A 21850-nucleotide genomic window follows, 5' to 3' on the forward strand; every position below is an offset into this window, starting at 1 on the left:
CCGGCCGGGGTCACCCGAAGCCGAACGGATCGCTTGGTTCGCGTGGTCCTGACAGACGTTGTTGATCACGTGGCTGTCGGCTCGGCCGCGCGTTGGTCGGGTCGTGGGGACGCATGAGTCGCGGCCGTGGACCGTGTCGGACCAACTGTGGTCGCTCATCGAGCCGTTGCTGCCGGACCCGGCTCCGAAGCTGGTGGCGGGCCGATCGCGCGTACCGGACCGGCAGGCCCTGTGCGGGGCCCTGTTCGTGCTGCACACCGGGATCCAGTGGGAGTAGCTACCACAGGAGCTGGGCTTCGGTTCGGGGATGACCTGCCGGCGGCGTCTGGCCGCCTGGAGCGAGGCCGGCGTGTGGGACCAGCTGCACCTGCTGCTGAGGAGGCTGCGGTCGGCGAGGCAGCTCGCCTGGTCGCGGGCGGTGATCGATTCCTCCCGCGTCCGGGCGGCCCGCCGGGGCCCGAAAGCGGGCCCAGCCCGGTCGGCCGTGCACGGCCGGGCAGCGAGCACCATGTCCTCACCGATGGCCGGGGCGCCCCGCTCGCAGTGTCGCTGGCCGGCGGAAACCGCAACGACGTCACCCAGCTGCTGCCTCTGCTCGACAAGATCCCGTCGGTTGCCGGCGTAGTCGGCCGCCCCGGACACCGGCCTGGCGCGCTGCTTGCCGATGCTGGTCAAGCACATGGTGCCGCTGGCCCCCGAGCCGGCGGTGTTCGAGGGGATGCTCGAAGGCTGGGCCCGTCAGCAGCGGCAGGTCAGTAGCCGCGGTGGCGTCGGGGGGAGTCGTGGATACGCCGGACCGACGACTGGTTGTCGGGGGCGTCGAAGGGGGCTTCGGCGATCATCCCGCCAGGACAATGAGGGTGTCGCCCAGGCTCGTTACCCGGTGGCACCCGCCGGCGTAGGGCGTCGATCGCCCGCTGCCGGAATCACCGGGCAACACCGGCCACTCAGGCCGCCGCCGAGCACTCGCCGGTGTGCACCGCGTCCACGTCGGCGCGGTCGAGGCCGCACCGGATCTGCCAGTTCGGTGGGGTCGGCCGCGTTTCCACGGCGCGGCGCTGCTCCGCCTCACGCTGTTCCTCGCCCGTGATCCGGCCGTCGTCCCGGGCCGCGAGGTCTGCTGTTCAGCGAACGCGCGATCTGTTGTCAGTGCCGTGCGCTTGGATGGGCCGCATGACTGTTCACGACATTGCCGAGGCGCTTCCTGACATCCCGACGCTGCGGGACCGGTGTCGATCGATGGCCATGCTGGAGGCCGTGCTGAACCCTGACGGTGAGCGCTACTACTCGTTCAACCGGGCGTGGTCCGAGACGGAGGAGATCGCCTCCATGCGTAACGGCTCGGGGGACGAGTTCGATATCATCTTCTCCCCGGCGGGCGCGTATGTCCGAGGCTTCGACCACGAGTCGGCGATGAGCCCATATGTCGACGACGCGCCCTGGCCAGGCGTAGTGGACTCGGTTCCCGAGGTGTTCCGCAACTGCGTCGAAGAGCCGGCCTTCACGGACGACGGGATGCCCAGGGTGACGGCCTGCATGTGGCGTGAGGCGGGTAGCGGGCACTGGCAGGCAGGAGAGATCGACTTCCCCGAGGGCAACGCCGACCCTGACGGCTCGGGTTGGCTGTTCCAGCTACTGGTCGACCCGTCGCCGGAGGCATTCCAGGAGTTCGCGCAGGACTACTACGAGATCCCGGTCGACATGCACGCGGTGCGGCAGGTGTATGCCCTTCGTCCACTGACCCAGGACGTGGTCACCGCGCTGAACGACAAGGTATCCCTGGCGAACATGGCCGACGCAGCCGCCGCGATCGGCTATGCCATCGCAACCGGCTCGGATTGCTGACCCGAGCCCTGTCGCCGCCGACGTCCGTACTCAAGTCCGTACTCAAGTCCGTACTCAAGAAGGCCCAGCTCGAAGGCTGACAGCGCGGCGTTCCCCCGCACGCGCCCCGGTTTTGAGGGCGGCGGCAAGTCCGGTGACCAGGTACTCGTGCGGCAGGTGCCGGTCGAGGGCGTGATCGTCCGGTTCGTCCGGCCGGTGGCGCCCCCTTTCTCGGCCGGTGGCGGCGGCGTGCTGGTGAGCCCGGACGATGGTGGAGTCGGTCTGCACCATCCAAGTCGATGTCACCCGCGGCGTCCGCCTGGGCCTGGATCTGCTGGAGAGCGCGGGTGAACGCGCCGTCGAGGGCGTAGCGGCGGAAGCGGGTGGAGACCGTCTGCCACGGCCCGTGGCGTTTCGGCAGGTCACGCCACGTGACTCCAGTACGGATCTTGTAAACCATCCCGTTGATCACCCGCCGGTCCTCCACCCGCGGCCGGCCCGTGGCGGCGCGAGGTATCAGCGGTGCGAGTAACTCCCACTCCCGGCCGGTGAGTTGATGACGACGTATCACCCCACCGTGATCGAACACTTGGTGATCTTTGAAGACGGAGCCCAAAGGCTGTCCCGTAACGGATCATTGGCGCACGAGAGTGGTCGGCTGAGATCGGATGCTGGGTCCCACCCTTTGAGAGGGGCGCCGACCTCGGTTCCCCTGTGACCGCAGGACACAGCAGGGGATGGCAGGGGCCGTCCTCCCGGCAACGTGTGGATCCACCCGCCCGTGGAGATGAGCAGGACCCCTGTTATCGTGCGCCGATGTCAACGATCAAGCAGTTCCAAGTGACCTTCGACTGCGCGGAACCTGCGCGCCTCGCCGCCTTCTGGTGCGAGGTGCTGGGGTACGTCGTACCGGCAGTCCCAAAGGGCTTTGCCACGTGGGAGGAGTACCACCACTCGCTGCCGTCTGAGGAGGAGATCTACTTCGCGTGCACTGATCCCTCGGGTGTGGGCCCGCGCGTGCTCTTCCAGCGAGTTCCCGAGGGCAAGGTCGTCAAGAACCGGGTGCATCTTGATGTGCGGGTCGGCACAGGGCTCGTGGGTGACGAGCGCCTGGCCACACTCGAGGCCGAATGCGCACGGCTGATGGCGCTCGGCGCGAAACACCTGCTGACGCAGCGCGCCGATGGCGTCAACGAGTCGTGCATCACGATGCAGGACATCGAGGGCAACGAGTTCTGCCTCGCCTGATTCTCCTCCGAGACTGCGAGAGGGGGGCCGTCTCCCGGGGACCGTCGCCCTTGAGACGGCAGCCGCGGAGGATCTCCCAGGTCCTCATGCGGGCGAAGACGTGCTCGACCCATGCCCGGCAGTCGTTGCGATCGCCGGGCAAAGGCTCACCGACCACAACGACCAGGCGGGTATCCGCGTCAAGGACGATCTGGTGGTTGGTGGAGTACCGGCAGTTCTTTGACTGTTCAGCGATGCTGTGGTCCGGGGTGGGCACCAGGGTGCCGTCGACTACAGCACGGTGTCCTTGGCGAACCGGCGCCGAGGCTGGAATGCGATGCGCGGGCCGAGCTGGTCGATGACGCGGTCGGCCGCCGACTTCGAGATGCCGAACAGTGGAGCTAGTTGGCGCGCCGTCAGATCCGTGCGCCGGTAAGGACTACCAACAGCACCCGGCCCTCCAGCGGCAGACCCCACGACCGCCCCTGACCCGGGGAGCTGGCGGCCTCGCGGCGAAGCGCGGTCACAACTTGCCGAAGACGCGCGGGCTCAGCCCGGTGAACGGGGCTGTCCAGGACGGTTCCGACGCCGTGATCACACCTGACACGATCAAGATCATTGCAGAGCGAGATCACTTACGGGACAACCCCGCGCGGACGAGTCGTCGTGGGGCGCTGGGCGGCCAGTCCTCCTGAGCCATGCAGACGGCTGAGTCACGTGAGTTACACCCGGGGCGCTCTGGATTTCTGGGCACTCTCGCGAGCCGAGCTGTCGGAGGCGGCTTGTACCCTGCACTCATTCGACGATCGGACGATCACGGGTACGGGCACGGGGGCACGGGGCCCGGGTGTCCAGGGGCGGGAGCGCGGGGACTTCAATGAGTGACGCACATCCGATACAGAGCCGCAGACCGAGCCTCTCGGTCGGTGCGCGCATCATTGCCGTGGTCGTCCTCGCCGTGATCGGGGTCGTCGGTGCCTGGCTCCAGCACGACGCTCCCGGCCGGAGCGCGGAGCCCCGTACGGAGTTCACCGCGAACAACCCGCCCGCCGGTCTGCCCACCGCGCTCACCACCGGTCAGCACCTCCACTGGTCCCGCTGCACCTCGCCGCCCACCGCGCGCACGGGCTACGACTGCGCCGTGATGAAGACCCCACTCGACTACCGGAAACCAGACGGCGGGACGATCGACGTCGCCCTGATCCGACGCAAGGCCACCGGCGCGAACGACCGGCGCATCGGCTCGCTCGTCCTCAACTTCGGCGGCCCCGGCGTGTCCGGCGTGAGCGGACTGCCTGAACTCCTCAACCAGTACGCGCCGCTCCTCGACCGCTACGACCTGGTCTCCTTCGACCCGCGCGGCGTGGGAGCGACCATCCCCGTGCGCTGCGGGAAGACCGCGGACGACACCGGCTACGACGGGGCCGCCGCCTGCGCCGAGCACTCCGGTGCGCTCCTCCCGTACATCGGCACCTCGCACACCGCACGCGACCTCGACCTGATGCGCTACCTCCTCGGCGACGAGCGGCTGCACTACTTCGGCGTCTCGTACGGAACGGCGCTCGGCGCGGTCTACGCCCACCTGTACCCGTCGCACGTCGGACGGCTCGTCCTCGAAGCGTCCGTCGATCCGACCGAGGACTTCGACGAGAAGCAGGTGTCGCAGGTCAAGGCGGTCCAGGCGGCGTTCGACCGGTTCGCCGCGTACTGCGCGGCCCGTATCCGCCACTGCCCGACCGGCGACGGGCCCAAGGAGGCCGCGCGACGCATGGCGCGCCTGGCCGACCGCCTGGAGAAGCAGCCCGCCCCGGCCGGCGGCGGAAGGAACCTCGATGCCGACGACCTCGCGTACGCCGTCAGCGACCATCTCGACCTCGGCACAGACGGCTGGTCGCCGCTCGCCAAGGCCCTCACCGCGCTGATCGAGAACAACGACGGCCGTCCGCTGAGCGAGGGCGCGGACGACATCGGCTCCGCCGACCACGCGGCGACCCCGCGCGACAGCAGCCGCGCCGCCCAGATCGCGATCACCTGCGCGGACTCCAGCCTGCGACCCGGCTTCGAACGCCTCGACAAGGACGAGGCCCGCGTCAAAGCCGCCTCACCCGTCTTCGGCGCGGCCTGGTCCACCGGCGTCTACCTCTGTTACGACTGGCCGTTCGGCGGCGAGCGCGCCACGCCCCAGGTGAACGCCGACGGCGCGGTCCCCGTCCTCGTGGTCGGCGGCACCGGCGACCCGACTACCCCATACCCCGGCGCCCGCCACATGGCCCGCGCCCTGGGCGACGGTGTCGGCGTGCTTCTGACGGCCGAGGAGGAGGGTCACGGCACATACCCGCAGAACCGCTGCGTCGCGGAGACGGTCGACCAGTACCTCCGCACGGGCCGCGCCCCGGCCCCGGGGACGGTGTGCCGGGGCAGCATGTCCTGAGACCCGTAGCTGACGACCTCAACCGCAGGTCATTCCGCAGGTTCTGACAGCCGGACTTACCAGCGGCCCCGCCCGGGTCCTGGTGGCGAACGGTCGGCCGGGCGATGCCGATGACGGCGCCGGCCGGCAGGTCGCGGCCGCGGACCGAGGCGGGCGACCATCGGCAGGCGCAGGGCGCGTCGAGCCCGTGATCGTTGATCACCGATGTGTGGTGGGGACGGGTCTCGCGCAGTGATCGTCACCGATTTGATCACCGGAGGGGGGACCCGTCTGCCCCGGTCCCGGCGCGGTCGGCGGCGCCGCAGGCCGGGCAAGTTCCATGGCGACAAGGGCTACGACTACGACCACCTGCGGCGCCGGCTACGCGGCCGCGGCAGCACGCCGCGCATCGCCCGCAAGGGTCAAGGGTACGGACTCCAGCCGGCGACTCGGCCGACACCGCTGGACCACCGAACGCACCATGGACTGGCTCGCGGGATGCCGGTGTCTGCACCGCCGCTACGAGCGTGGAGCCAGCCACTTCGCGGCCTCCACCAGCATCGCCTGCACCCTCATCTGCCACCGCGGACTCACCGATCGAGATGACTTCTCTGGGCTCACTGCGAGGGCGGCGCGATCGTGCGAATGGCGCGCATCAAGTTCTCGACCGACTCGACGCCGACTGTGTGGCCGGCCGGCGGGGATTCGCGCGAGTGGGGGAGGAAGACGACCCGCACTCGTGGTCGGTGCTGAAGCGACGCGAGAGCCCCGGCACCCGTGACAGCGCACCCGATGAGGCGAGTCTCGGGCACCGCTGTGAGGAGGCGGGCGGCGCCACTGCGTACGCGCAGTGTCCTTCCCCGGGAAAGAGTTCCTTCGGGAAACACGCAGACGCAGTGGCCGGCCCGGAGCGCCTCCACCGCCGCGTCCAGGCCGCCGCCCTCCCGTCCGCGTTCGATGGGGATCTGCTGGAGACGGTCGAGCACGGCGCCGAGAGGCGGCCGTTCCCACAAGGACCGCTTGGCCAGGAACCGGACCTGCCGGTGCCGGCGTGCCGCGACGCCGACCACCAGAGCGTCCAGGGGCGTGTCATGATTGGAGATGATCAAGGCGGGTCCGGAGCGCGGAATGTGGTCCGCCCCGTCGACACTCAGCGGTCCGCGCCCTTCCACCACGACTCGGGCCGCGGCCAGAGCAAGGCGGTACGAGAGTGTCACGTGCGTTCCTCCTGGGCGTGAGGTGAAGGGGCGAGGACGCGCAGGGCACGGGACACAGACGTGAACCGCAGGCAGACGCGGTGCCCCAGCGGATCGCCGTCGACATGTACGGGCACGGGTCGGTCGGACTGGACGGTGAACTGGTCGACGTCATGCGCGAGCAGCTCGCCGGAACAGGGCTTGTGCGGTGTCCGGCCCGCCATCCGGGCGACCGAGCGGATCAGAGCGAGTGGGTTCGTCGTCCGGCGTCCGCAGAGGTCGAGCCGTGTGTCGAAGGACGCGTGAGGCGTGGCGCGCAGCGGACGGTGGCCCACATAGGTCCAGGGATCGCTGTTGGCGACGATCAGCCACCGTAGGCCGTCGTACGGCGGGAAGCCCGCCCGTTGCAGCCGCAGGCCCGGTGACGGGCGAGCGAGGAGATGGCGTGCCGCCGTGCCCGCGGTGCGCGAGAGGCTCGACCGGCGCCCCCGCGCACGTTGCTCCTCCACGGCCGTGACGATCGCGGCATCCGGGCCCACTCCCGCGGCGAAGAGGAAGTACCGCTCGTCGACACTGCCGACCCCGATCGTGCGGTATTGCGCCGTGCTCAGATGCCACCGCAGGGCGTCGGTCGCGGCCCGGAAGTCCCGGGGGAGTCCCAGGGAACGGGCGAAGACGTTCGTCGCACCGGCCGGGACCACGCCCAGAGCCGGGATGTGGCCGTGGACCCCGTCGGTGAGGAGGCCGTTCGCGACCTCGTTCGCCGTGCCGTCGCCGCCCAGCGCGACCACCACATCCATCTCCCGCCCCCGCATCGCGTCCCTGGCGAGCGTGACGGCATGACCTCGGCCGGTCGTCTCCACCGTCTCGGTCCGCGTGACGCCGCGCAACGTTTCGAGGAGACAGTCGCGCCGGGCGCGGTCGACACCCGTCGCGTGGGGGTTCACCACCACCAGTGCTGTCATCGAGGCAGAGTACGGCGGGCCGAGGGCGGTTTGCCGGGTGAAAGCCGATAATCTTTCAAGGCAGGTTCTCACATCGGCATACCACTGTCCGTGGGTGTTCCCCGTGGGACATGATGGTTCGCTCCATGCGGCCGGTGCAACGGAGCCCCGTCCGCGCGTGCTCGGCGGGCGGCGATGGCGGAGCTGGCAAGGGATCACCTGGGGCGCATGACGTTCTCCAGCGCGAGGGCCGCTCTCTTCGTGAGTCTGCGGGCACCTCTCTACGCTTTCAACATCGTCTCCGCGGAGGGCTGGGTCGAGGACCGCCCACTCGTCCTCGCGATCACCCTTCTTGCCGCGGCGGTCGACGCGGAGGTCGCCCGGCGACTGCACCGTTCGGGGCGCGACCTCATGAAGGCGCGTGTTCCGCTCGACCTGGTCTACGCGTCCCTGGGAGCGCTCGCCGTGCCCCCGACATGGCCGTACTCCGGCGTGCTCCTCTTCCTGGTGCCGACTGCCATCGAGCTCATCGCCGTACGGGGACTGCCGCTCGGTGCGCTGTACGTCGCCACGGTGGACGGCGTCATGTACCTCACCCGGATCGCGGCCGGCGCCGACCCGTACGTATTCGAGCTTCTCTTCTACGGCGGGTGGATGCTGGTCATCGGGGCCGCCGCGTTCGCGGTGACCGAACTCGCCGGACGGCAGCACCAAAGACGTTTCCTGACGGAGCGGGAGGCCTTCCGTAACATGGTCACCCTACAGACGCGCAACGACCTTCTCCTCGGCCGTGGCGGAGCCGTGGTGGAGTCGCTCAACAGGATCTGGTACCAGCTTGAGTTGACGGTGGGGGACACGGCACGTCGAGCCCACCACGCGTTCCGCCGCGAACAGGAGCACCTGTCCGACAGCACCCGGAAGCAGGCCAGGTACCTCGCGGACATTCTCCTGGAGACGGCGGCGGCACAACGCCTCGGACGGCCCGCCGTCGCGGAGCACCTGCACTTCACGATGGACAGGGAACAACGCCTCCAAGTGCTGACACCCGCCCAGGCAGGGGCGTTGACGGTCCAGCTCACCGCCCTGGACCTGACGGGGCGGCACCGAGCGGAGGTCCTCTTCAGCGACCCCGTCACCGGTGAGGCCCGGCTCTCCGTGGGCGGCCGGACGCTGCATGTCCCGCCCGCGAAAGGACGCAAGCTGGCGCTCGTGCCCGCGGCCGTGATCTTCGGCTCCGGTTCACTGCTCGCCCTCGTCAACCCGATCTACGCGGACCTGCCCCTGGCTCCTGTCCTTCTCACCATGGCGACCACGGCTGCGCTGGGCCTCGTGGCCGAGCGACGCAGAAGACGCAGACGGGAGAGGGGCCTCGGGGCTGGGATACGCGCGCTCTGGCTCACCACGCTACTTCCTGCCCTCCTCGTCCTCGGTATGACGGCCGTGCTGCCCGTCCACTGGCAGCTTGCGGACGGCCGGATCATCGTCCCCGCGATCATCGGGCTGACGGGCACGCTCTACATGGTCGGCATCATCTGGCCCGAGCTGCCGTCCCGCCTGCGCTGGTGGACCGTCGCGTTCTGTCTGGTCTGGACGTTCGTCGCCGTCCAGATGAATCCGTACGGATCTCCACCCCTCCGGTCGGTCATCGGCGCTCTGATCATTCCCGCCAGTGTGGTCATGGCGGTCCTGGCCTTCGACAACAGGAACAGGGACTTGGGCCTGCGCCTCCACGAGCGGTGGGTGGAACAGCTCCAAGCCACCGCCGAGGACATCAGGGCTCGTTGCTTCAAGGAGGAAATCGATCTGATGCAGCGTCAGATCGCGCAAGCCGCAGTCATGGTGGGCCGTGCGGAAGGCGAGCACGATGTGGCGGTTCCCACCCGGCTGCTCGCGGAGGCACGGTCCTCCCTCGAAGTTCTGCGCCATCAGAGCGCGGTGCGTGCCGCCTAGGTCAGGAGCTCACTGATGGACCGCGTAGTCATTCTCGCCCTCGGATCCCGTGGGGACGTCGAGCCGTGCGTCGCTCTTGCCAAGGCGCTGCGCCAGGACGGCTACGACGTGGTGATCCACGCGCTGGACGACTTCCGGGACATCGTCGACCGCGGGGGCATCGACTTCGTGTCCATGCGGGCGAGCCTCCCCCGGCCGGGGCGGGCGTCCCGGCAGTTGGACTGGGCGATGAGGCACGCGCACCGCCATCCGTCCGTGGCCGTGGCGGGCGTGGGCCTGTGGTTACGGGGCGTCGCGACCGACATCGCGCGCTCGGTGACGCGCCAGGTCCGCCCCACCGACACGGTCATCAGTGGAATCCTGACCCTCGACACGGCGCTGGCGCTCCGCGCGGCACTCGGATGCCGCATCGCCCTGGCGCTGTTCGCCCCGTGCCTGCCCACGCGCGATGGGCCCAGTCTCATCCAACCGCTCAGGCCCGCGCGCGCCAGCGTCCTCAACCGGGCCGGAGGCACCCTGGCGTGGGCGGCGGGCGTGTGGTGGTCCCGACCGGTCGGGGCCGTCGCGCGGCGCGAACTGGGCCTGCCCGGGCGGCGTACCGAGCGTTCCTTCCTCGCTCCCCCCGACGTTCCGGTCCTCCTCGCCGTGAGCCCCCTCCTCGTCCCCGCGGCTGCGGACTGGGGTCCCGGGGTACGGTTGACCGGACCGTGGCACATGCCCGCGCCCGACGACCACAACGTGCCCGATGACCAGAACGTGCCCGAGGACCTTATGAGGTTCCTTGACGACGGCCCCGCGCCGGTCTTCGCGAGCTTCGGCAGCGTCGGCCTGCTCTCCGACATCCCGCTGTTCGTCGAAGCCGCCGCAGCTGCGGGGGTTCGCCTGGTCACCACCGTGCCCCGCGGCTTCGGCACCGCACCGGGCCGTATCGGCGCGACAGCCTACGCGGTGGACGAAGTTCCGCACGCCTGGTTGCTGCCCCGCACCGCCGGAGTCGTTCACCACGGCGGGGCCGGCACCACGACGACCGCGCTGCGCGCGGGCGTCCCCTCCACCGCTGTCCCGCACCAGTTCGACCAGCACTACTACGCCCGTCGGCTCGCCCTGCTCGGTGTCGGACCCGCCCCAGCGCCTCGACGGGAGCTGGACAGCGCCGGGCTCGCGCGGATGATGACGGCGATGACCCGCGCGCCCGAGGCGGCGGAATACCGGCAGCGGGCGATCCGGACCTCCGTGGAAGCCGCGAGGGAGCGGGGCACCGAGGAGGCAATGCGTGTGCTGAGAACCGCACGGCTGATCTGAACCCGGCGGGGGAGACCGGAGCCGAGGCCGGCCCCGGGCGCAGCGAGTGTCGCGGCCCGCCGTTCACCTCATCCACTCGTCGTGGCGTCGATGGACACGGGCAGTACGACGTGCGGGTAGGAGCGCAGGACGGGATAGAAGGCCCGGAAACGACGGGCCGATGAGGGGGCGGCTCCGCAGGACCGGAGGAACGCGACCCACTGTTCGACGTTCCGTGCGTGATGGGCGACCCCGATATCGTCGTGCGCGGCGTTGTTCAGCACGTAGTCCCAAGCCCGCCAGCACCATCGTCCCACACGTGTCTCGGGTGCGTCCTCGATGACGACGACCGTCGACCGCGTCACCCGCAAGACCTCGCGTACGAGAGCCTCGGGGCGCTCGGCGTGGTGCAGCACGAACACGAGCAGCGCCGCGTCGAACGACTTGTCGGGGAACGGCAGTCTTTCCCCGTCGTAGAGCCGCATCGGCACCTCGGTGACGTTGTGGTCGACGACGTCCACCGCTGTCACCGAGAACCGTCCGTCAGCACCCAGCAGCTCCGCGACGCGACATCCTCCTGCCCCGACATCGAGGACGTTGCCCCCGGCGGGCAGATGCGGCCTGATCCGGTCGACAAGGGGCTCCTCCCGCCAATAGACCCGGGAGAAGGCACGTCCCACCCAGCCGAGAACACGCATGAGGCCACTATGAGGTGGCTGATTCGACGACGGCAATGCCGCCTCGGCAGGCCGAACGCGGCCACCTGCACCGCTGCCCCGGACGGAGTCCCGTCTCCGTCCACGAGCGAGCACCTGCGGCTCACTGGTCGCTGTCACAGGTGCCGCGAGGATCGTCCGTCGCTCTGAGTCCGAGCAAGCGCCGCAGAAGAGGCCGCAGTTCCTTGCCGTGCGCGAGCCGGCGCCGCTCGCCCGTACGGAACAGCGCGACCGGCAGGAGTCCCCCCAGTGTCTCGCGCAGGCGCCGGCGTTCGTAGGGAGACACCCCCGCGGACGAAGCGCCGCCCGACACCAGCGGAGGCGTGGCCCTGCTGTTCTCCGCGGCGGCCAGCGCCTCCCCGATCCGCGGTGGCGCGACGAAACCGGCGGCACGCCAGTCGACCGGCTTCCGGGGGCCCATGTCCAGGGGGGACTCCACCGCGCGGACGAAGTGCGCTGAGGACGGCACATCGAGGTAGTCGAAGGCGTAGTCGACCCCGGCCTCCTGGCACCGCAGGGAGAGTTCGGGATGCGTACGCGCGTACGAACTCACCAGGATGATCACGGGCCGCTCCGCGCCCACCAGTTCACGGATGCGCTGCGCGACCCTGGGTCCGAGGAAGCGGTCGGGCAGTTCACCGTGGCCCATCAGCACCGGATACTCCCGGTCGTCCCGGCCGTCCAGTACGACAGTGTCGAACCGGTGCCAGTCCGTCTCCTCGAACGCCGCCTCGAAGCTGTAGCCCACAGCGGTGTGCCCGGCCGTGCGCAGCCAGCCGACACGGCCGTCCAGGACATCCTCCCGCTCGTCCACCACGGCGACCCGCACGCGTACCACCCCCCTGTCCCGCACTGTAGCGGCCGGCCCGCCGGCCGGAGTCCGGCGCGTGAGAAGCGGACGGTCACCGGTCGCAAAAACCACCCCTCTGTATTGCGAACGCCCAAGTCCAGTCTGACTCCAGACGCATCGCGCAGTCCCGCTCACGGGCTGGCGAAGCACCGTGCTCCGCCGGATCTGCCCACTCCGGCCGAACCGAAAGGATCTGTCCTATGACCGGCCCGCGCAACCAAGCCCTCCTCTCGCTCCGCGCCGCTCTGATCCTCCTGCTCAGCCTGTTGGCTGCCGCAGTGGCCGGAGGCCTGACCTATCTGAGTACACACCACGTTCCCGACGCCCTCATCGCCGCGGGCGCCGCGGCGGGAGGCGCGCTGGCTCTGTTCAGCACGATCATCGAGTAAGCCGGCACCTCACGACTTCCGGCACCCGGCCGGCGTGATCCCCGATCAGGCGGGCCGGATGCCTTTCCGGTCCGGTCCGGTGGATCAACGTCGGGTCGCGGCTGCGGTGGCTGTGCCGTGGAAGACATAGGCTCTCCTGTCGTAACGGGTGACGACCGCCCGGGAGTTCTTGAGCCGGTTGATGACCCGCTGGTCCCCCCCCGCTCCGGGACCGTGTGCTTGATCCCGCGTCTTCGCAGGTAACTGCGGTTGCGGCGGGAACGCGCGGGGGCGGTCCGGGCAGTCCGGGCCGTCCGGTCGCTCACGGCGCGCGGGTCGGACCCTGCGAGCCGCACGGCAGGGTGGAACTGGGTCCACCCCTGTGGGGGTGCTGGACCGCTCGCGGGCCGAACGGGCCGTTCATAGCGTTGTGTTCATGATGAATGACACGAACGAAGAACGAAAAGGTGCCACCCGGCGGACGGCGCTGCGTGGGCTGGGACTCGCGGTGGGAGGCATGGCGCTGGCCACCGGGCTCGGAACCTCCCCTGCCGCGGCGGCCCCGCGTCGCGGGCTCGGAACGTACGTGCTGGTGCACGGTACCCACAGCGCCGGCGCGTTCTGGATGCCGATTGCGCGGGAACTGGTGCTGCGCGGCCACCGCGTCGTCATGGTGGACCAGCCGCGGCACGGCGCGGAGGCTTTCGTGGCGGAGTCGTACCAGCGGCAGGACCTCACAGCGATGGCGGTCGAGCCCTCCCCGCTGAAGGGCCTCGGGCTGGACGACTACGAGGCGCGCGTCACGGGCATCGTGCGGCAGGCCGCACGGAACGGCCCGGTGGTGCTGGTCGGGCACAGCCTGGGTGGCGTGTCGGTCAGCCGTGTCGGCGACGCCGTCCCGCACCTGCTTCACCACATCTGCTACATGGCGGCCTTCTGTCCCAGCCGCGTCCTGCCCACGGCGGACGCCTGCACGGCGGCACCCGAGAACGCGAACGCCGTCAGCCCGGTGGAGCTGACGGTGGGTGACCCGGACCGGCTCGGGGTATTGCGGCTGAACTTCCGTACCGGTGTCAGCGCTGAGTTGGCCCTCCTGAAGGAGATGATCTGCGCGGACTACCCCGACGCCGACTTCCGCCGGATACTGGCCGGCATGCAGACCGACGAGCCCGTCGCCGCCTATGCGGACCGAGCGGTCGGCCGGGCCGGCCACTGGGGACGCATTCCCCGCACGTACCTGCGTTTCGGCAGGGACCGTACGATCGCCACCGCGCTCCAGGACAGAATGATCGCGGAAGCCGACGCGTCCACACCCGGCAACAGCTTCCGCGTGCACGATTTCCCCGGGGCGTCACACGTCGGCCCTCTGGATCCCACCCCGGTTGCGGACGTCCTGGACACGCTCGCAGGGCAGGGAGGCTAAGTTCTGTCCGGCGGATCATGTGACCGTCCGATTGGGCTCGGCTGCTGGAGCACATCCAGGTCCGCGACGACGCGGTCGGGGCGGTGGAGTGGACGGTCTCGGTCGACTCCACGATCAGCCGGGCCCACCAGCACGCTGCCGGTGCCGGCACAAAGGGGCGGGCGCCGGGGACGAACTGGAAGATCCGTCACGCTCACCAGGCTCACCAGGCGCTCGGGCGGTCCCGCGGCGGGCTGACGACCAAGGGCCAGCTCGCCGCCGGCGGACGGGACCTGCCCCTGGCCATCATGGTCACACCCGGAACGTCAACGACAAACTCGCCGACCACTACCTCGCCGGGCTCCGCCTCGCCTCACTCATCCTCTGGCTGCGACGATCATGATCATTCAGCAGACAGAACCTGGTGGTCCGAGTCAGAGATTCGTCGGCAGTGGGCGGCGACTTCGTCGAGGATCCCGTCGGCGGTCTTCGTCCAGACGAAGGGACTGGGGTGTTCGTTCCAGTCGGTCGCTCCACCGGGTTCAGCCAGGACGCGCCGGTGGGCGTGAAGTGCGGGTGGAACCGCGGGTGAGCCAACAACCACTTCTTGAAGTCGGGTGTCTTGTGGGTCGTGTGGTGGGCCGGGATCAGATGCACCAGCACATACGTCCGCCACACCGACGACCGGGGCATCCACCCGGAGCCGCGACACCGCTACACGCAGCGCCGCCACCCACACGGCCACCCGGCACGGCGACCACGGCGCCTTCGCCTCCCACCAGTCGGACACCGTCGCCCTGCTGGCCCTGCTGGCCCTGCTGGCCCTGCTCGCCGGGACGTGAGCCGCCCTCCCCGCCAACACGCCGACCACCGCGGGGCGACCGCGGCCATGTACGGGGGCCTCTCGTTTGGATCAGCGGTCGGACCAGAGGAAGATGCCGCCTGTGATCCTGTGATGTGGAGTCCGGCCAGGTGGTGGTCGCGGTCCTCCCGTAGCGGGTGGCACTACCACGCCAGCGCTTCAAGCGGTCGCTGCACCGCTCGACGATGTTGCGCTGTTCACAGGCCGCGCGGTCGAAGGCGGGCGGCCTGCCGCCGACCGGTCCGCGCCGGGCCGGTCGGCCCGCTGGCCGGCCAGGTGCCGTCGACCGCCCAAATCCGCAGCCGGTTGGAGACGCCCCCCATTGTCCTACTCCTCCAGCAGGCGCACATCCACCGGGTCCCGGTCCGAAACTCGCAGGCGGTCGCGCACCCCGAATTACGGACCGTCCTGAGCGAGAGCCAGCTGCTGGTCGATCCGATGGACGACGACGAACTCCGCGCCTCGATCGAGGAACCGGCGGCCACCGCGCAGCTGGAACTCGAGGACCAGCTCACCCCCCTCATCCTGAAGGACCTGGGCCGGGCGACCGGCGGACGGTCCCCCGCGGAGGCGATGCCCCTCCTGTCCCACGTGCTGCAGGAGACCTGGAAGGAGCGCGAGGGCCTGCGGCTCACCGTCTCCGGTTACCTCACCACCGGCGGTTTCACGAAGGCCGTCGCCACCACCGCGGAGAACGTCTACCGCCGGCTCGACACGGCCGGCCAGGAGGCCGTGCGTCTCATGCTGCCCCGGCTGGCCCGGGTGAGCGAGGACGCCGCCGATACCGCGCAGCCCGTCGAATGGCCCGTACTCCTGCACGGGGTGACCGACGAGACGGTCGCCCGGGACGCGATCGAACGGTTCGCCGACGCCCGGCTGCTCACGCTCGACCTCGACACCGTCAGAATCAGCCATGAGGCGCTGCTGGGCGCCTGGCCCCAGCTGTCGCGGTGGATCGACGAGGACCGTGATGTGCTGCGCGCCCGCCAGCAGCTCTCCTCCGACGCGGCATCGTGGGAGCGCTCCGAACGGGACCCCTCCCTGCTGTACCGGGGCAACCGGCTCGCCGCGATGCGGGAGCGCACCGCCGCCCCGGGTGCCCCGCCGCTCGGCCCGGTGTCCGCCGCGTTCATGGAGAACTCCTGGCGCCGGCACACGCGCGAAGGCCGACGTCGCCGTGCCGCGTTCACCTTCTTCGTCGTCCTGGCCCTGCTGGCGACGACCGGTCTGGTCGGCGCCGGGATCTACTGGCGGCGGGCCGACCAGGCCCAACAGCGCGACCTCGCACGGTACTTGGCCGCCGAGGCCGAGGGCCAGCGCGAGCTCCATCCCGGCCTGGCCAAGCAACTCAGCCTGCTCTCGTACCGGATCGACCACGAAGCCGGCCACAGCGCCCTCCTCAACAGCCAGCGCACCCCCGGCGTGATCAACGCCGACCAACCGGCCTACGACCTCTCCTACAGCGCGGACGGCCGGGTGCTCGCCATCTCCACCGGCGACTCGATCGTGCTCCGTACCCGCAACGGTGACGGAAGGATCAGCGCCATCCTGTCCGGCCCGATCGCGGTGACCGCCGACGGCACCGTGCTCGCCGCGGCCACCTACGACGACGAAGGCTCCACCTCGGCGACCGTACGGCTGTGGGACATCTCCCCTCCCGACCACCCGCGCGAGCTGGCCGCGCCCACGACGTCGGACACGGTCACCGCGCTGGTCTTCGGCACGGACCAGAACACCCTCTTCGCCGGCACATTGGCGGGCCGGGTCCTCCGCTGGGACACCGGTGACCCGGCGGCACCGCACGCCCTGTCCGCGCTGCGCGGCCACACCGAGCAGGTCGACTCCCTGGCCGTCTCCCCCCAGCGCGGACTGCTCGCGAGCGCGAGTGTCGACGGGCGGGTACGGCTGTGGAAGACGACCGGCACCACACCCGTCGCCACGCTGCGCGCGGCACCGTACAAGACCGGCTCCCTCGGACGCACCCGGCTCCCGCACCGCATCGCCTTCGACAGTGCGGGCGGACTGCTGGCGGCACCGGCCGAGGAACCGAAGGGCGAGGACACTCTCGCGTCCCATGGCGACCTGGCCCTGTGGACGCTCGACGACCCGCGGGCTCCCCGGCAGGTCGTGGCGGCGGACAAAGGCGTGTCGAGCGGCTCCACCAGATGCGTGGACAGCGTGACCTCGATGGCGTTCGCCTCGAAGAGCGAACGGATCGTGGCGAGTTGCCCCGGAAGCTGGAAGGTCTGGATCTACGCCTACGGAACCGACGCGGTCCTGCCGGGTGCGGAGGTCACCGACTCCCGCTCGGACGGCGGGGCGGCGGCCCTGTTCGTCCCCGGCAACGCCGAGCAGCTGCTCAAGGCCACCGACCGCGGTGTCCAGGTATGGGACCTCTCCAACGGTTCCCAGCCGGGGGCGGTGGGCTTCATCCCGCCGGCGCCCGGCACCGGAGGCCGGCTGTCCCTCGCGATGTCCGGGAAGAAGCTGCTCCTCGCCTACCAGGGCGTGGGCACGAACTGGCTGCGGGATCTCAGTCTGCAAACACGGCGATCCAACCCGTTGGTCAAGACGCCCTCCCCCGACATGTTCACGGGGCAGGACATCGCCCTCAGCCCGGACGGCAAGCTCCTCGCCGACGCCGAGGTCTACACCCAGGGCATGGACACCTACGTCCATCTCTTTCTGCGCAGCACCGCCGACCCGAAGCAGAAGACGGGCATGATCGAAGTGGACAACGGTGTGGGGGCACTGGCGTTCAGTCCGACCAAGCCCCTCCTCGCCGTCTCCGACTACAACGGCCTCGTGGCCGCCAACCACAAACTCCAGGTCGTCCGGCTCTACGACATCGCCGACCCCCGGCATCCGCGGCACCTCGCCACGATCGGGGCGATGGGATACGGACTCGGCTTCTCCCCGGACGGCAGATCGCTGGTCATGAGCGGGGACGCCGAAGACGGCCCGAAGGCGGGCCGCCCGTCCGCCGGTGCGGTGGTGCGCAGTTGGGACGTCACCGACCCCGCGCATCCGTCCCCGTCGTGGTCCGTGCGCCTGCCCCTCGGCACCGACTACGCCCATGCCGCGTTCCGCCCCGACGGGAAGCTCTTCGCGCTCTACGACGACTCCGGGACGCTCCGGCTGTGGAACGTCCGCCATGACCGCCTCGACGGTCCTCCCGTCAAGGCGTCCATCGGCAGGCTCGGAGGCCCGCTGGCCTTCAGCCCCGACGGGACCCGCCTCGCGCTGATCGCGACCGACGAGGAGTACGAGAGCCGTCCCGAGGTCTGGGACGTGGGCGATCCGGACTCACCCGCCCGGCAGTTCTACATGCCGACCGCGTCGGGCGGCTTCTACTCCCTCGCCTTCACCCCCGACGGCAAGGCCCTCGCCGTCGTCCGCGCCTCCGCGGGCATCGACCTGTGGGACGCCGACCCGCAGCACGTCATCACCGACCTCTGCAACGCGGTCGGCGACCCCATCTCCGAGCAGGACTGGAAGAAGTACCTGCCGGACCGTCCCTACCGACCGCCATGCCAATGACGTGGATCACTGCGGTTCCGGTCTGCCGGTCCGCAGCGTACGGGCTTTCGGGTCGAGCCGCCGCAGGGTGTGGAATGCCTGGGCGGCGGTGAGAGATTTCATGGTGGTGCCGGCCACGCCAGGTGCGGCCCGCGAAGTGGTCCAGGCGCAGGCCGTGCTTGAGTTCCCGGCAGTCGTGCTCGATCCGCCGGCACATCCTCGTCGGGCTGGTGACCGGGCTGCTCGACCAGCAAGTCCGCAGTGGCAGCACACCGTCCCGTCGGCTGCGTCCGTCAGCCGCTTCCTGAGCGGTTCGTTGAGCGGCTGGTGCCGGATGAGCTGTGGGAAAAGGGGGAGCTGACAGGCCCGACTCCCGGGGACCGGGGCAAGTACGGCTCGAAGTTCCATTCGGTCACGGGGTGGACCGGTCCGCCCCTGTCCTTCGGTGTGCCAGGGTCCACGACGGCTCCGACAACGCCTGGGCCTACACCAAACACCTGGCGCGACACCTGCCGCGAGGCGGGCATCAGCCCCCGCTGGACCAGGCACTGGCGCCCGCAGACCAACGGCAAGGTCGTACGCTTCCACCGCGCCCTGCCGGCGGAACGGGCCTGTATCCGTCATCGAACGGGCGTCGATCCGATGGGGAAGGCGACCCGCGCTCGGCGATGAGAGCGCGGGTCGCCCGGTTACCCGATGGGATGCTGTGACGCACCTCTTCCCACTGACACTGACGCTGCCGTTGACGGCATGAGGCGTCGGGTGTGCCGGTCAGCTGGGGTCACTCGTGGAAGGCGGCCGTGCCGTTCGGGGTGCCGAGTCCGGTCGGACCGTCGTAGCCCTTCTCGGCGGTGCAGAAGTACGCCGGTGAGCACTGGCCGTTGTCCCCGCTGGTGACGTCGTTGAGCGCGTCCTGATGGGTGTACGGGAACGATGCCGGGTTCGAGCCGGAGGGCGGGGCGCCCGCGTCCGCGTAGACACCGGCTATGACCGGGGTGGCCGCGCTGGTCCCGCCGAAGACGCCCCAGCCGTTCTTCTGGTAGCTGTCGTAGACCGCGAGGCCGTGGGCCGGGTCGGCCACGGCGGCGACATCGGCGGTCATGCGCTTGGCGCAGCCGGTGTCCTTCTGCCAGGCGGGCTTGGGTTCGTACGCCGAGCAGCCGGACCCGGTTCCCTTGTCGGACTCGCTGTTCCAGACGGTCTCGTTCCAGCCGCGCTCACCGGAGGACCTGACCAGCGAGGTGCCGCCGACCGAGGTGACGTACGGCGAGCTGGAGGGGTAGCCCATCCCCCAGGCGTAGTTCCAGTCACCGGTACCGGCGACGACGGCGACGCCCGGGTGGTCGTAGTACTGCTTGTCGTAGGAGGGGTCGGACGAGGACTCCTTGAAGATGTAGCTGTTGGAGACGAACTTGGCGCCGAGGGCGACGGCCTGGTTGACGGCCTTGCCCATCTCGGTCAGGGTGCCCTTCGACGCCTCGACGAAGAGGATCTTCGCCCGGGGTGCGACGGCGGAGACCAGATCGAGATCGAGGGAGTCCTCGGCGCCCTGGTTCGCACTGGCCTTGGACGGCAGGGGGCTGGTGTTTCCCGATGAGTTGACCTTCTTGAAGCAGCCGTTGGACGTCGTGCAGGCGGGCAGGCCGTACTGCTTGCGGTAGGTCGCCAGGTCCTTCTCGGCGTTGGGGTCGTCGTAGGCGTCGATGACCGCGACGGTCTGTCCCGTACCGCCGTCGGCCGGCAGCTTGTAGGCGCTCTGGAGGTCCGAGGGACCGTAGCCGGAGGGAGCGGCCCCGGCTGTCACGCCGAGCGCGGCGACATGCTCGTGCGGCTTGTCGACCTCCAGGACGTCGCAGGAGGCGAGGGTCGTGGTGGGTGTGGCACAGAGCGGGTGCCAGACAGGCGCCGCGGACGTGCTGTGCGGGGTGTTGGCCTGGGCCTGCCCGGTCAGGGTGAGCGTGGAGACGGTGAGGAGGCCGGCCGCGCAGGCGGACAGGGCGATCACCGTTCGTCTGTCGGTGTGGTGACGCATGGAGGCTTTCCTTTCGGTGTGGGCGGATCAGTTCTTCTGGGGAAAGGGGGGTGCTGCGGAGAAGCGCGCCGACGCAGCTGTCGGCGGACCCCCGTGCCGGTCGTCGCGAAGCGTCATGCTCGCCGACGAACAAGTGCCCTCAAGGGCTGGGCAGTCGGTCGGCCACCGGGCGTGCCGTGGCCGATCACGTCCTCTGCCGGCCGGGCGGCGCCGGGGTGTCGTGGTCTGCCGGCGGTCCGGCTCAGCTCAGGGCGCCGTCGTAGTCCGGGAGCTTGAAGCCCTTCTCGTAGTGGCCGCCCTGGAAGTCCGTGGACCGGTTGCCGACATCGGCCACCAGTGTGTAGCCCTTGCTCTCGTATTCCTTGCGGCAGTTGAGTTTGACGGTGGCCTTGTCGGTGTGGCCGCTCTTGGGTTTGAGGCAGAGTCCGTCGACGGTGTATCCCGCCGAATTCAGCTGCCGCGTGGTCGAGTCACGCGCGTCCGCGTCGCGGTAGGAGGCGAACAGGATCGCGGCGCTGTGCTGGTGCGCGTAGCGGGTGGCGTCGAGGATCGCCTGCACCGGCTTGCCCGGCTCGTAGTGGGTGGCCAGAGAGGTGTTGTCGATGTCCAGGACGACGGCGAGGTGGTCGCCGGGACGCGCGCCACTCAGGCGTTGTTCGAGGTAGCTCTGGAGCGATGAGGCGACGGGTGCGACGTCGGAGAGCCACTGGTTCTCGCTGGGGGCGGCGGCCGCGGCCGCGCTGGGAGCGGGTGTCGCCCAGGCCGGGGCCGTGGCCGACGCCATGACGGCGGCGCAGGTCAGGACGCCTGCGAGCGCGATCCGCTGCTTCGCATGCATGAACATCCTCCTTGGGGCCCGGGGCGGCTCGGTGCGCGGCCCGGAACCTGTCGATGAACGGTGGGGAGAACGGGATGTGTGGTCGTGAGGCGCGCGGGGAGGGCGACGCGGCTCGGCGGAGGCAGCGGACCTCGACGCCGTAGCGGTTTTGACCAGACCGCTCACTGTTCGCTCAGGCGTAGTTGACGGACGGTCGTCGTCCACAGCGTGCTGACTTTGCCGGTGCTCACGCCAGTGGGCGGGCCGTGGTGGGTGGCGCTCTGGCCGGCCAGGGAGTGGCGGGACACATCGTGCGGCGGTCGGAGCCGAAGTGGACGGGATCGCCGCCGACGCTGGGGGCGAAGCGGCCGGGGACATGCTCGATCCGCACCGCTTCGCCGGTGCGAGTGATCACCGCGGCCGAGACGGCCGGCAGCGTGGTGCGCCGACAG

Annotated in this window: 15 protein-coding genes and 9 pseudogenes; 12 read left to right on the top strand and 12 right to left on the bottom strand. The window is 70.1% G+C overall.

Annotation, left to right across the window (positions count from 1 at the left end; genetic code table 11):
• Positions 1 to 103 precede the first annotated feature (103 nt).
• Positions 104 to 672, top strand: a pseudogene (locus ABZ858_RS23495) (IS5 family transposase); the annotation flags it as partial.
• A gap of 501 nt (positions 673 to 1173) precedes the next feature.
• A complete protein-coding gene (locus ABZ858_RS23500; RefSeq protein ID WP_361381831.1) occupies positions 1174 to 1845 on the top strand; it encodes a hypothetical protein in 672 nt (223 codons plus the stop codon).
• Here ABZ858_RS23500 and ABZ858_RS23505 read toward each other — a convergent pair.
• Positions 1754 to 2413 (bottom strand): transposase, encoded by a 660-nt coding sequence (locus ABZ858_RS23505; protein WP_361381833.1) that lies wholly within the window; start codon positions 2411 to 2413, stop codon positions 1754 to 1756. The genes ABZ858_RS23500 and ABZ858_RS23505 overlap by 92 nt on opposite strands.
• Positions 2414 to 2640: 227 nt before the next feature.
• On the opposite strand from ABZ858_RS23505, the gene ABZ858_RS23510 reads away from it, so the two are divergent.
• On the top strand, positions 2641 to 3072 hold the full coding sequence (locus ABZ858_RS23510) for a VOC family protein (protein WP_361381836.1): 432 nt from the start codon (positions 2641 to 2643) through the stop codon (positions 3070 to 3072).
• Here ABZ858_RS23510 and ABZ858_RS23515 read toward each other — a convergent pair.
• Positions 3029 to 3658, bottom strand: a pseudogene (locus tag ABZ858_RS23515) (transposase family protein). The gene ABZ858_RS23510 and the pseudogene ABZ858_RS23515 overlap by 44 nt on opposite strands.
• A 270-nt stretch (positions 3659 to 3928) precedes the next feature.
• On the opposite strand from ABZ858_RS23515, the gene ABZ858_RS23520 reads away from it, so the two are divergent.
• Positions 3929 to 5482 (top strand): alpha/beta hydrolase, encoded by a 1554-nt coding sequence (locus tag ABZ858_RS23520; protein WP_361381839.1) that lies wholly within the window; start codon positions 3929 to 3931, stop codon positions 5480 to 5482.
• Positions 5483 to 5767: 285 nt separating this feature from the next.
• Positions 5768 to 5996, top strand: a pseudogene (locus ABZ858_RS23525) (IS5/IS1182 family transposase); the annotation flags it as partial.
• 82 nt (positions 5997 to 6078) lie between these two features.
• Here ABZ858_RS23525 and ABZ858_RS23530 read toward each other — a convergent pair.
• Positions 6079 to 6678 (bottom strand): lysophospholipid acyltransferase family protein, encoded by a 600-nt coding sequence (locus ABZ858_RS23530; RefSeq protein WP_361381842.1) that lies wholly within the window; start codon positions 6676 to 6678, stop codon positions 6079 to 6081.
• Complete coding sequence (locus ABZ858_RS23535) at positions 6675 to 7622, bottom strand: diacylglycerol kinase family protein (protein WP_361381845.1); 948 nt, start codon at positions 7620 to 7622, stop codon at positions 6675 to 6677. Before ABZ858_RS23535 ends, ABZ858_RS23530 begins: the two co-directional genes overlap by 4 nt.
• A gap of 207 nt (positions 7623 to 7829) precedes the next feature.
• Here ABZ858_RS23535 and ABZ858_RS23540 point away from each other — a divergent pair, with 207 nt between their 5' ends.
• Positions 7830 to 9551: a hypothetical protein gene (locus tag ABZ858_RS23540; protein WP_361381848.1), complete on the top strand. Its 1722-nt coding sequence runs from the start codon at positions 7830 to 7832 to the stop codon at positions 9549 to 9551.
• A gap of 15 nt (positions 9552 to 9566) precedes the next feature.
• Positions 9567 to 10853 carry a nucleotide disphospho-sugar-binding domain-containing protein gene (locus ABZ858_RS23545; protein WP_361381851.1) on the top strand — a complete coding sequence of 429 codons (1287 nt, stop codon included), beginning with the start codon at positions 9567 to 9569 and terminating at the stop codon, positions 10851 to 10853.
• Positions 10854 to 10921: 68 nt separating this feature from the next.
• Here the strand turns inward: ABZ858_RS23545 and ABZ858_RS23550 are convergent, their stop codons facing one another.
• Both ABZ858_RS23550 and ABZ858_RS23555 read right to left on the bottom strand, forming a co-directional pair.
• Entirely contained in the window at positions 10922 to 11530 is a 609-nt protein-coding gene (locus tag ABZ858_RS23550) for a class I SAM-dependent methyltransferase (RefSeq protein WP_361381854.1), read from the bottom strand.
• 121 nt (positions 11531 to 11651) lie between these two features.
• Positions 11652 to 12377: a hypothetical protein gene (locus tag ABZ858_RS23555; RefSeq protein ID WP_361381857.1), complete on the bottom strand. Its 726-nt coding sequence runs from the start codon at positions 12375 to 12377 to the stop codon at positions 11652 to 11654.
• A gap of 221 nt (positions 12378 to 12598) precedes the next feature.
• On the opposite strand from ABZ858_RS23555, the gene ABZ858_RS23560 reads away from it, so the two are divergent.
• The gene (locus ABZ858_RS23560; RefSeq protein ID WP_361381860.1) at positions 12599 to 12787 is read left to right on the top strand and encodes a hypothetical protein; all 189 of its coding nucleotides are present in this window, start codon (positions 12599 to 12601) and stop codon (positions 12785 to 12787) included.
• 84 nt (positions 12788 to 12871) lie between these two features.
• Here the strand turns inward: ABZ858_RS23560 and ABZ858_RS23565 are convergent.
• Positions 12872 to 13047, bottom strand: a pseudogene (locus tag ABZ858_RS23565) (IS5/IS1182 family transposase); the annotation flags it as partial.
• Between the two features lie 149 nt (positions 13048 to 13196).
• Here ABZ858_RS23565 and ABZ858_RS23570 point away from each other — a divergent pair.
• Positions 13197 to 14189 (top strand): alpha/beta hydrolase, encoded by a 993-nt coding sequence (locus ABZ858_RS23570; protein WP_361382163.1) that lies wholly within the window; start codon positions 13197 to 13199, stop codon positions 14187 to 14189.
• Positions 14190 to 14284: 95 nt separating this feature from the next.
• Positions 14285 to 14434 (top strand): annotated as a pseudogene (locus ABZ858_RS23575) (IS5/IS1182 family transposase); the annotation flags it as partial.
• Between the two features lie 137 nt (positions 14435 to 14571).
• Here ABZ858_RS23575 and ABZ858_RS23580 read toward each other — a convergent pair.
• Together ABZ858_RS23580 and ABZ858_RS23585 are read right to left on the bottom strand one after the other, a co-directional pair.
• Positions 14572 to 14825, bottom strand: a pseudogene (locus ABZ858_RS23580) (IS630 family transposase); the annotation flags it as partial.
• A gap of 317 nt (positions 14826 to 15142) precedes the next feature.
• Positions 15143 to 15277 (bottom strand): annotated as a pseudogene (locus ABZ858_RS23585) (IS5/IS1182 family transposase); the annotation flags it as partial.
• A 59-nt stretch (positions 15278 to 15336) separates the two neighbouring features.
• Here ABZ858_RS23585 and ABZ858_RS23590 point away from each other — a divergent pair.
• Entirely contained in the window at positions 15337 to 18570 is a 3234-nt protein-coding gene (locus ABZ858_RS23590) for a WD40 repeat domain-containing protein (RefSeq protein WP_361381863.1), read from the top strand.
• Positions 18571 to 18576: 6 nt separating this feature from the next.
• Here ABZ858_RS23590 and ABZ858_RS23595 read toward each other — a convergent pair.
• Positions 18577 to 18757 (bottom strand): annotated as a pseudogene (locus ABZ858_RS23595) (IS701 family transposase); the annotation flags it as partial.
• 259 nt (positions 18758 to 19016) lie between these two features.
• On the opposite strand from ABZ858_RS23595, the pseudogene ABZ858_RS23600 reads away from it, so the two are divergent.
• A pseudogene (locus tag ABZ858_RS23600) lies at positions 19017 to 19146 on the top strand (IS481 family transposase); the annotation flags it as partial.
• A gap of 184 nt (positions 19147 to 19330) precedes the next feature.
• On the opposite strand, the gene ABZ858_RS23605 reads toward ABZ858_RS23600, so the two are convergent.
• Positions 19331 to 20581: a S53 family peptidase gene (locus ABZ858_RS23605; protein WP_361381866.1), complete on the bottom strand. Its 1251-nt coding sequence runs from the start codon at positions 20579 to 20581 to the stop codon at positions 19331 to 19333.
• Positions 20582 to 20822: 241 nt separating this feature from the next.
• Positions 20823 to 21419: an HAD family acid phosphatase gene (locus ABZ858_RS23610; protein ID WP_361381869.1), complete on the bottom strand. Its 597-nt coding sequence runs from the start codon at positions 21417 to 21419 to the stop codon at positions 20823 to 20825.
• Between the last annotated feature and the right edge of the window lie 431 nt (positions 21420 to 21850).

The sequence above is a fragment of the Streptomyces sp. NPDC047017 genome (assembly GCF_040644175.1).
Classification (GTDB): Bacteria; Actinomycetota; Actinomycetes; order Streptomycetales; family Streptomycetaceae; genus Streptomyces.

Excerpts from the sequence above, each read along its gene's own strand:
- ABZ858_RS23500 (WP_361381831.1), top strand. The coding sequence starts at position 1,174 with ATGACTGTTCACGACATTGCCGAGGCGCTTCCTGACATCCCGACGCTG.
- ABZ858_RS23510 (WP_361381836.1), top strand. The coding sequence starts at position 2,641 with ATGTCAACGATCAAGCAGTTCCAAGTGACCTTCGACTGCGCGGAACCT.
- ABZ858_RS23520 (WP_361381839.1), top strand. The coding sequence starts at position 3,929 with ATGAGTGACGCACATCCGATACAGAGCCGCAGACCGAGCCTCTCGGTC.
- ABZ858_RS23535 (WP_361381845.1), bottom strand. The coding sequence starts at position 7,622 with ATGACAGCACTGGTGGTGGTGAACCCCCACGCGACGGGTGTCGACCGC.
- ABZ858_RS23540 (WP_361381848.1), top strand. The coding sequence starts at position 7,830 with ATGACGTTCTCCAGCGCGAGGGCCGCTCTCTTCGTGAGTCTGCGGGCA.
- ABZ858_RS23545 (WP_361381851.1), top strand. The coding sequence starts at position 9,567 with ATGGACCGCGTAGTCATTCTCGCCCTCGGATCCCGTGGGGACGTCGAG.
- ABZ858_RS23550 (WP_361381854.1), bottom strand. The coding sequence starts at position 11,530 with ATGCGTGTTCTCGGCTGGGTGGGACGTGCCTTCTCCCGGGTCTATTGG.
- ABZ858_RS23560 (WP_361381860.1), top strand. The coding sequence starts at position 12,599 with ATGACCGGCCCGCGCAACCAAGCCCTCCTCTCGCTCCGCGCCGCTCTG.
- ABZ858_RS23605 (WP_361381866.1), bottom strand. The coding sequence starts at position 20,581 with ATGCGTCACCACACCGACAGACGAACGGTGATCGCCCTGTCCGCCTGC.
- ABZ858_RS23610 (WP_361381869.1), bottom strand. The coding sequence starts at position 21,419 with ATGCATGCGAAGCAGCGGATCGCGCTCGCAGGCGTCCTGACCTGCGCC.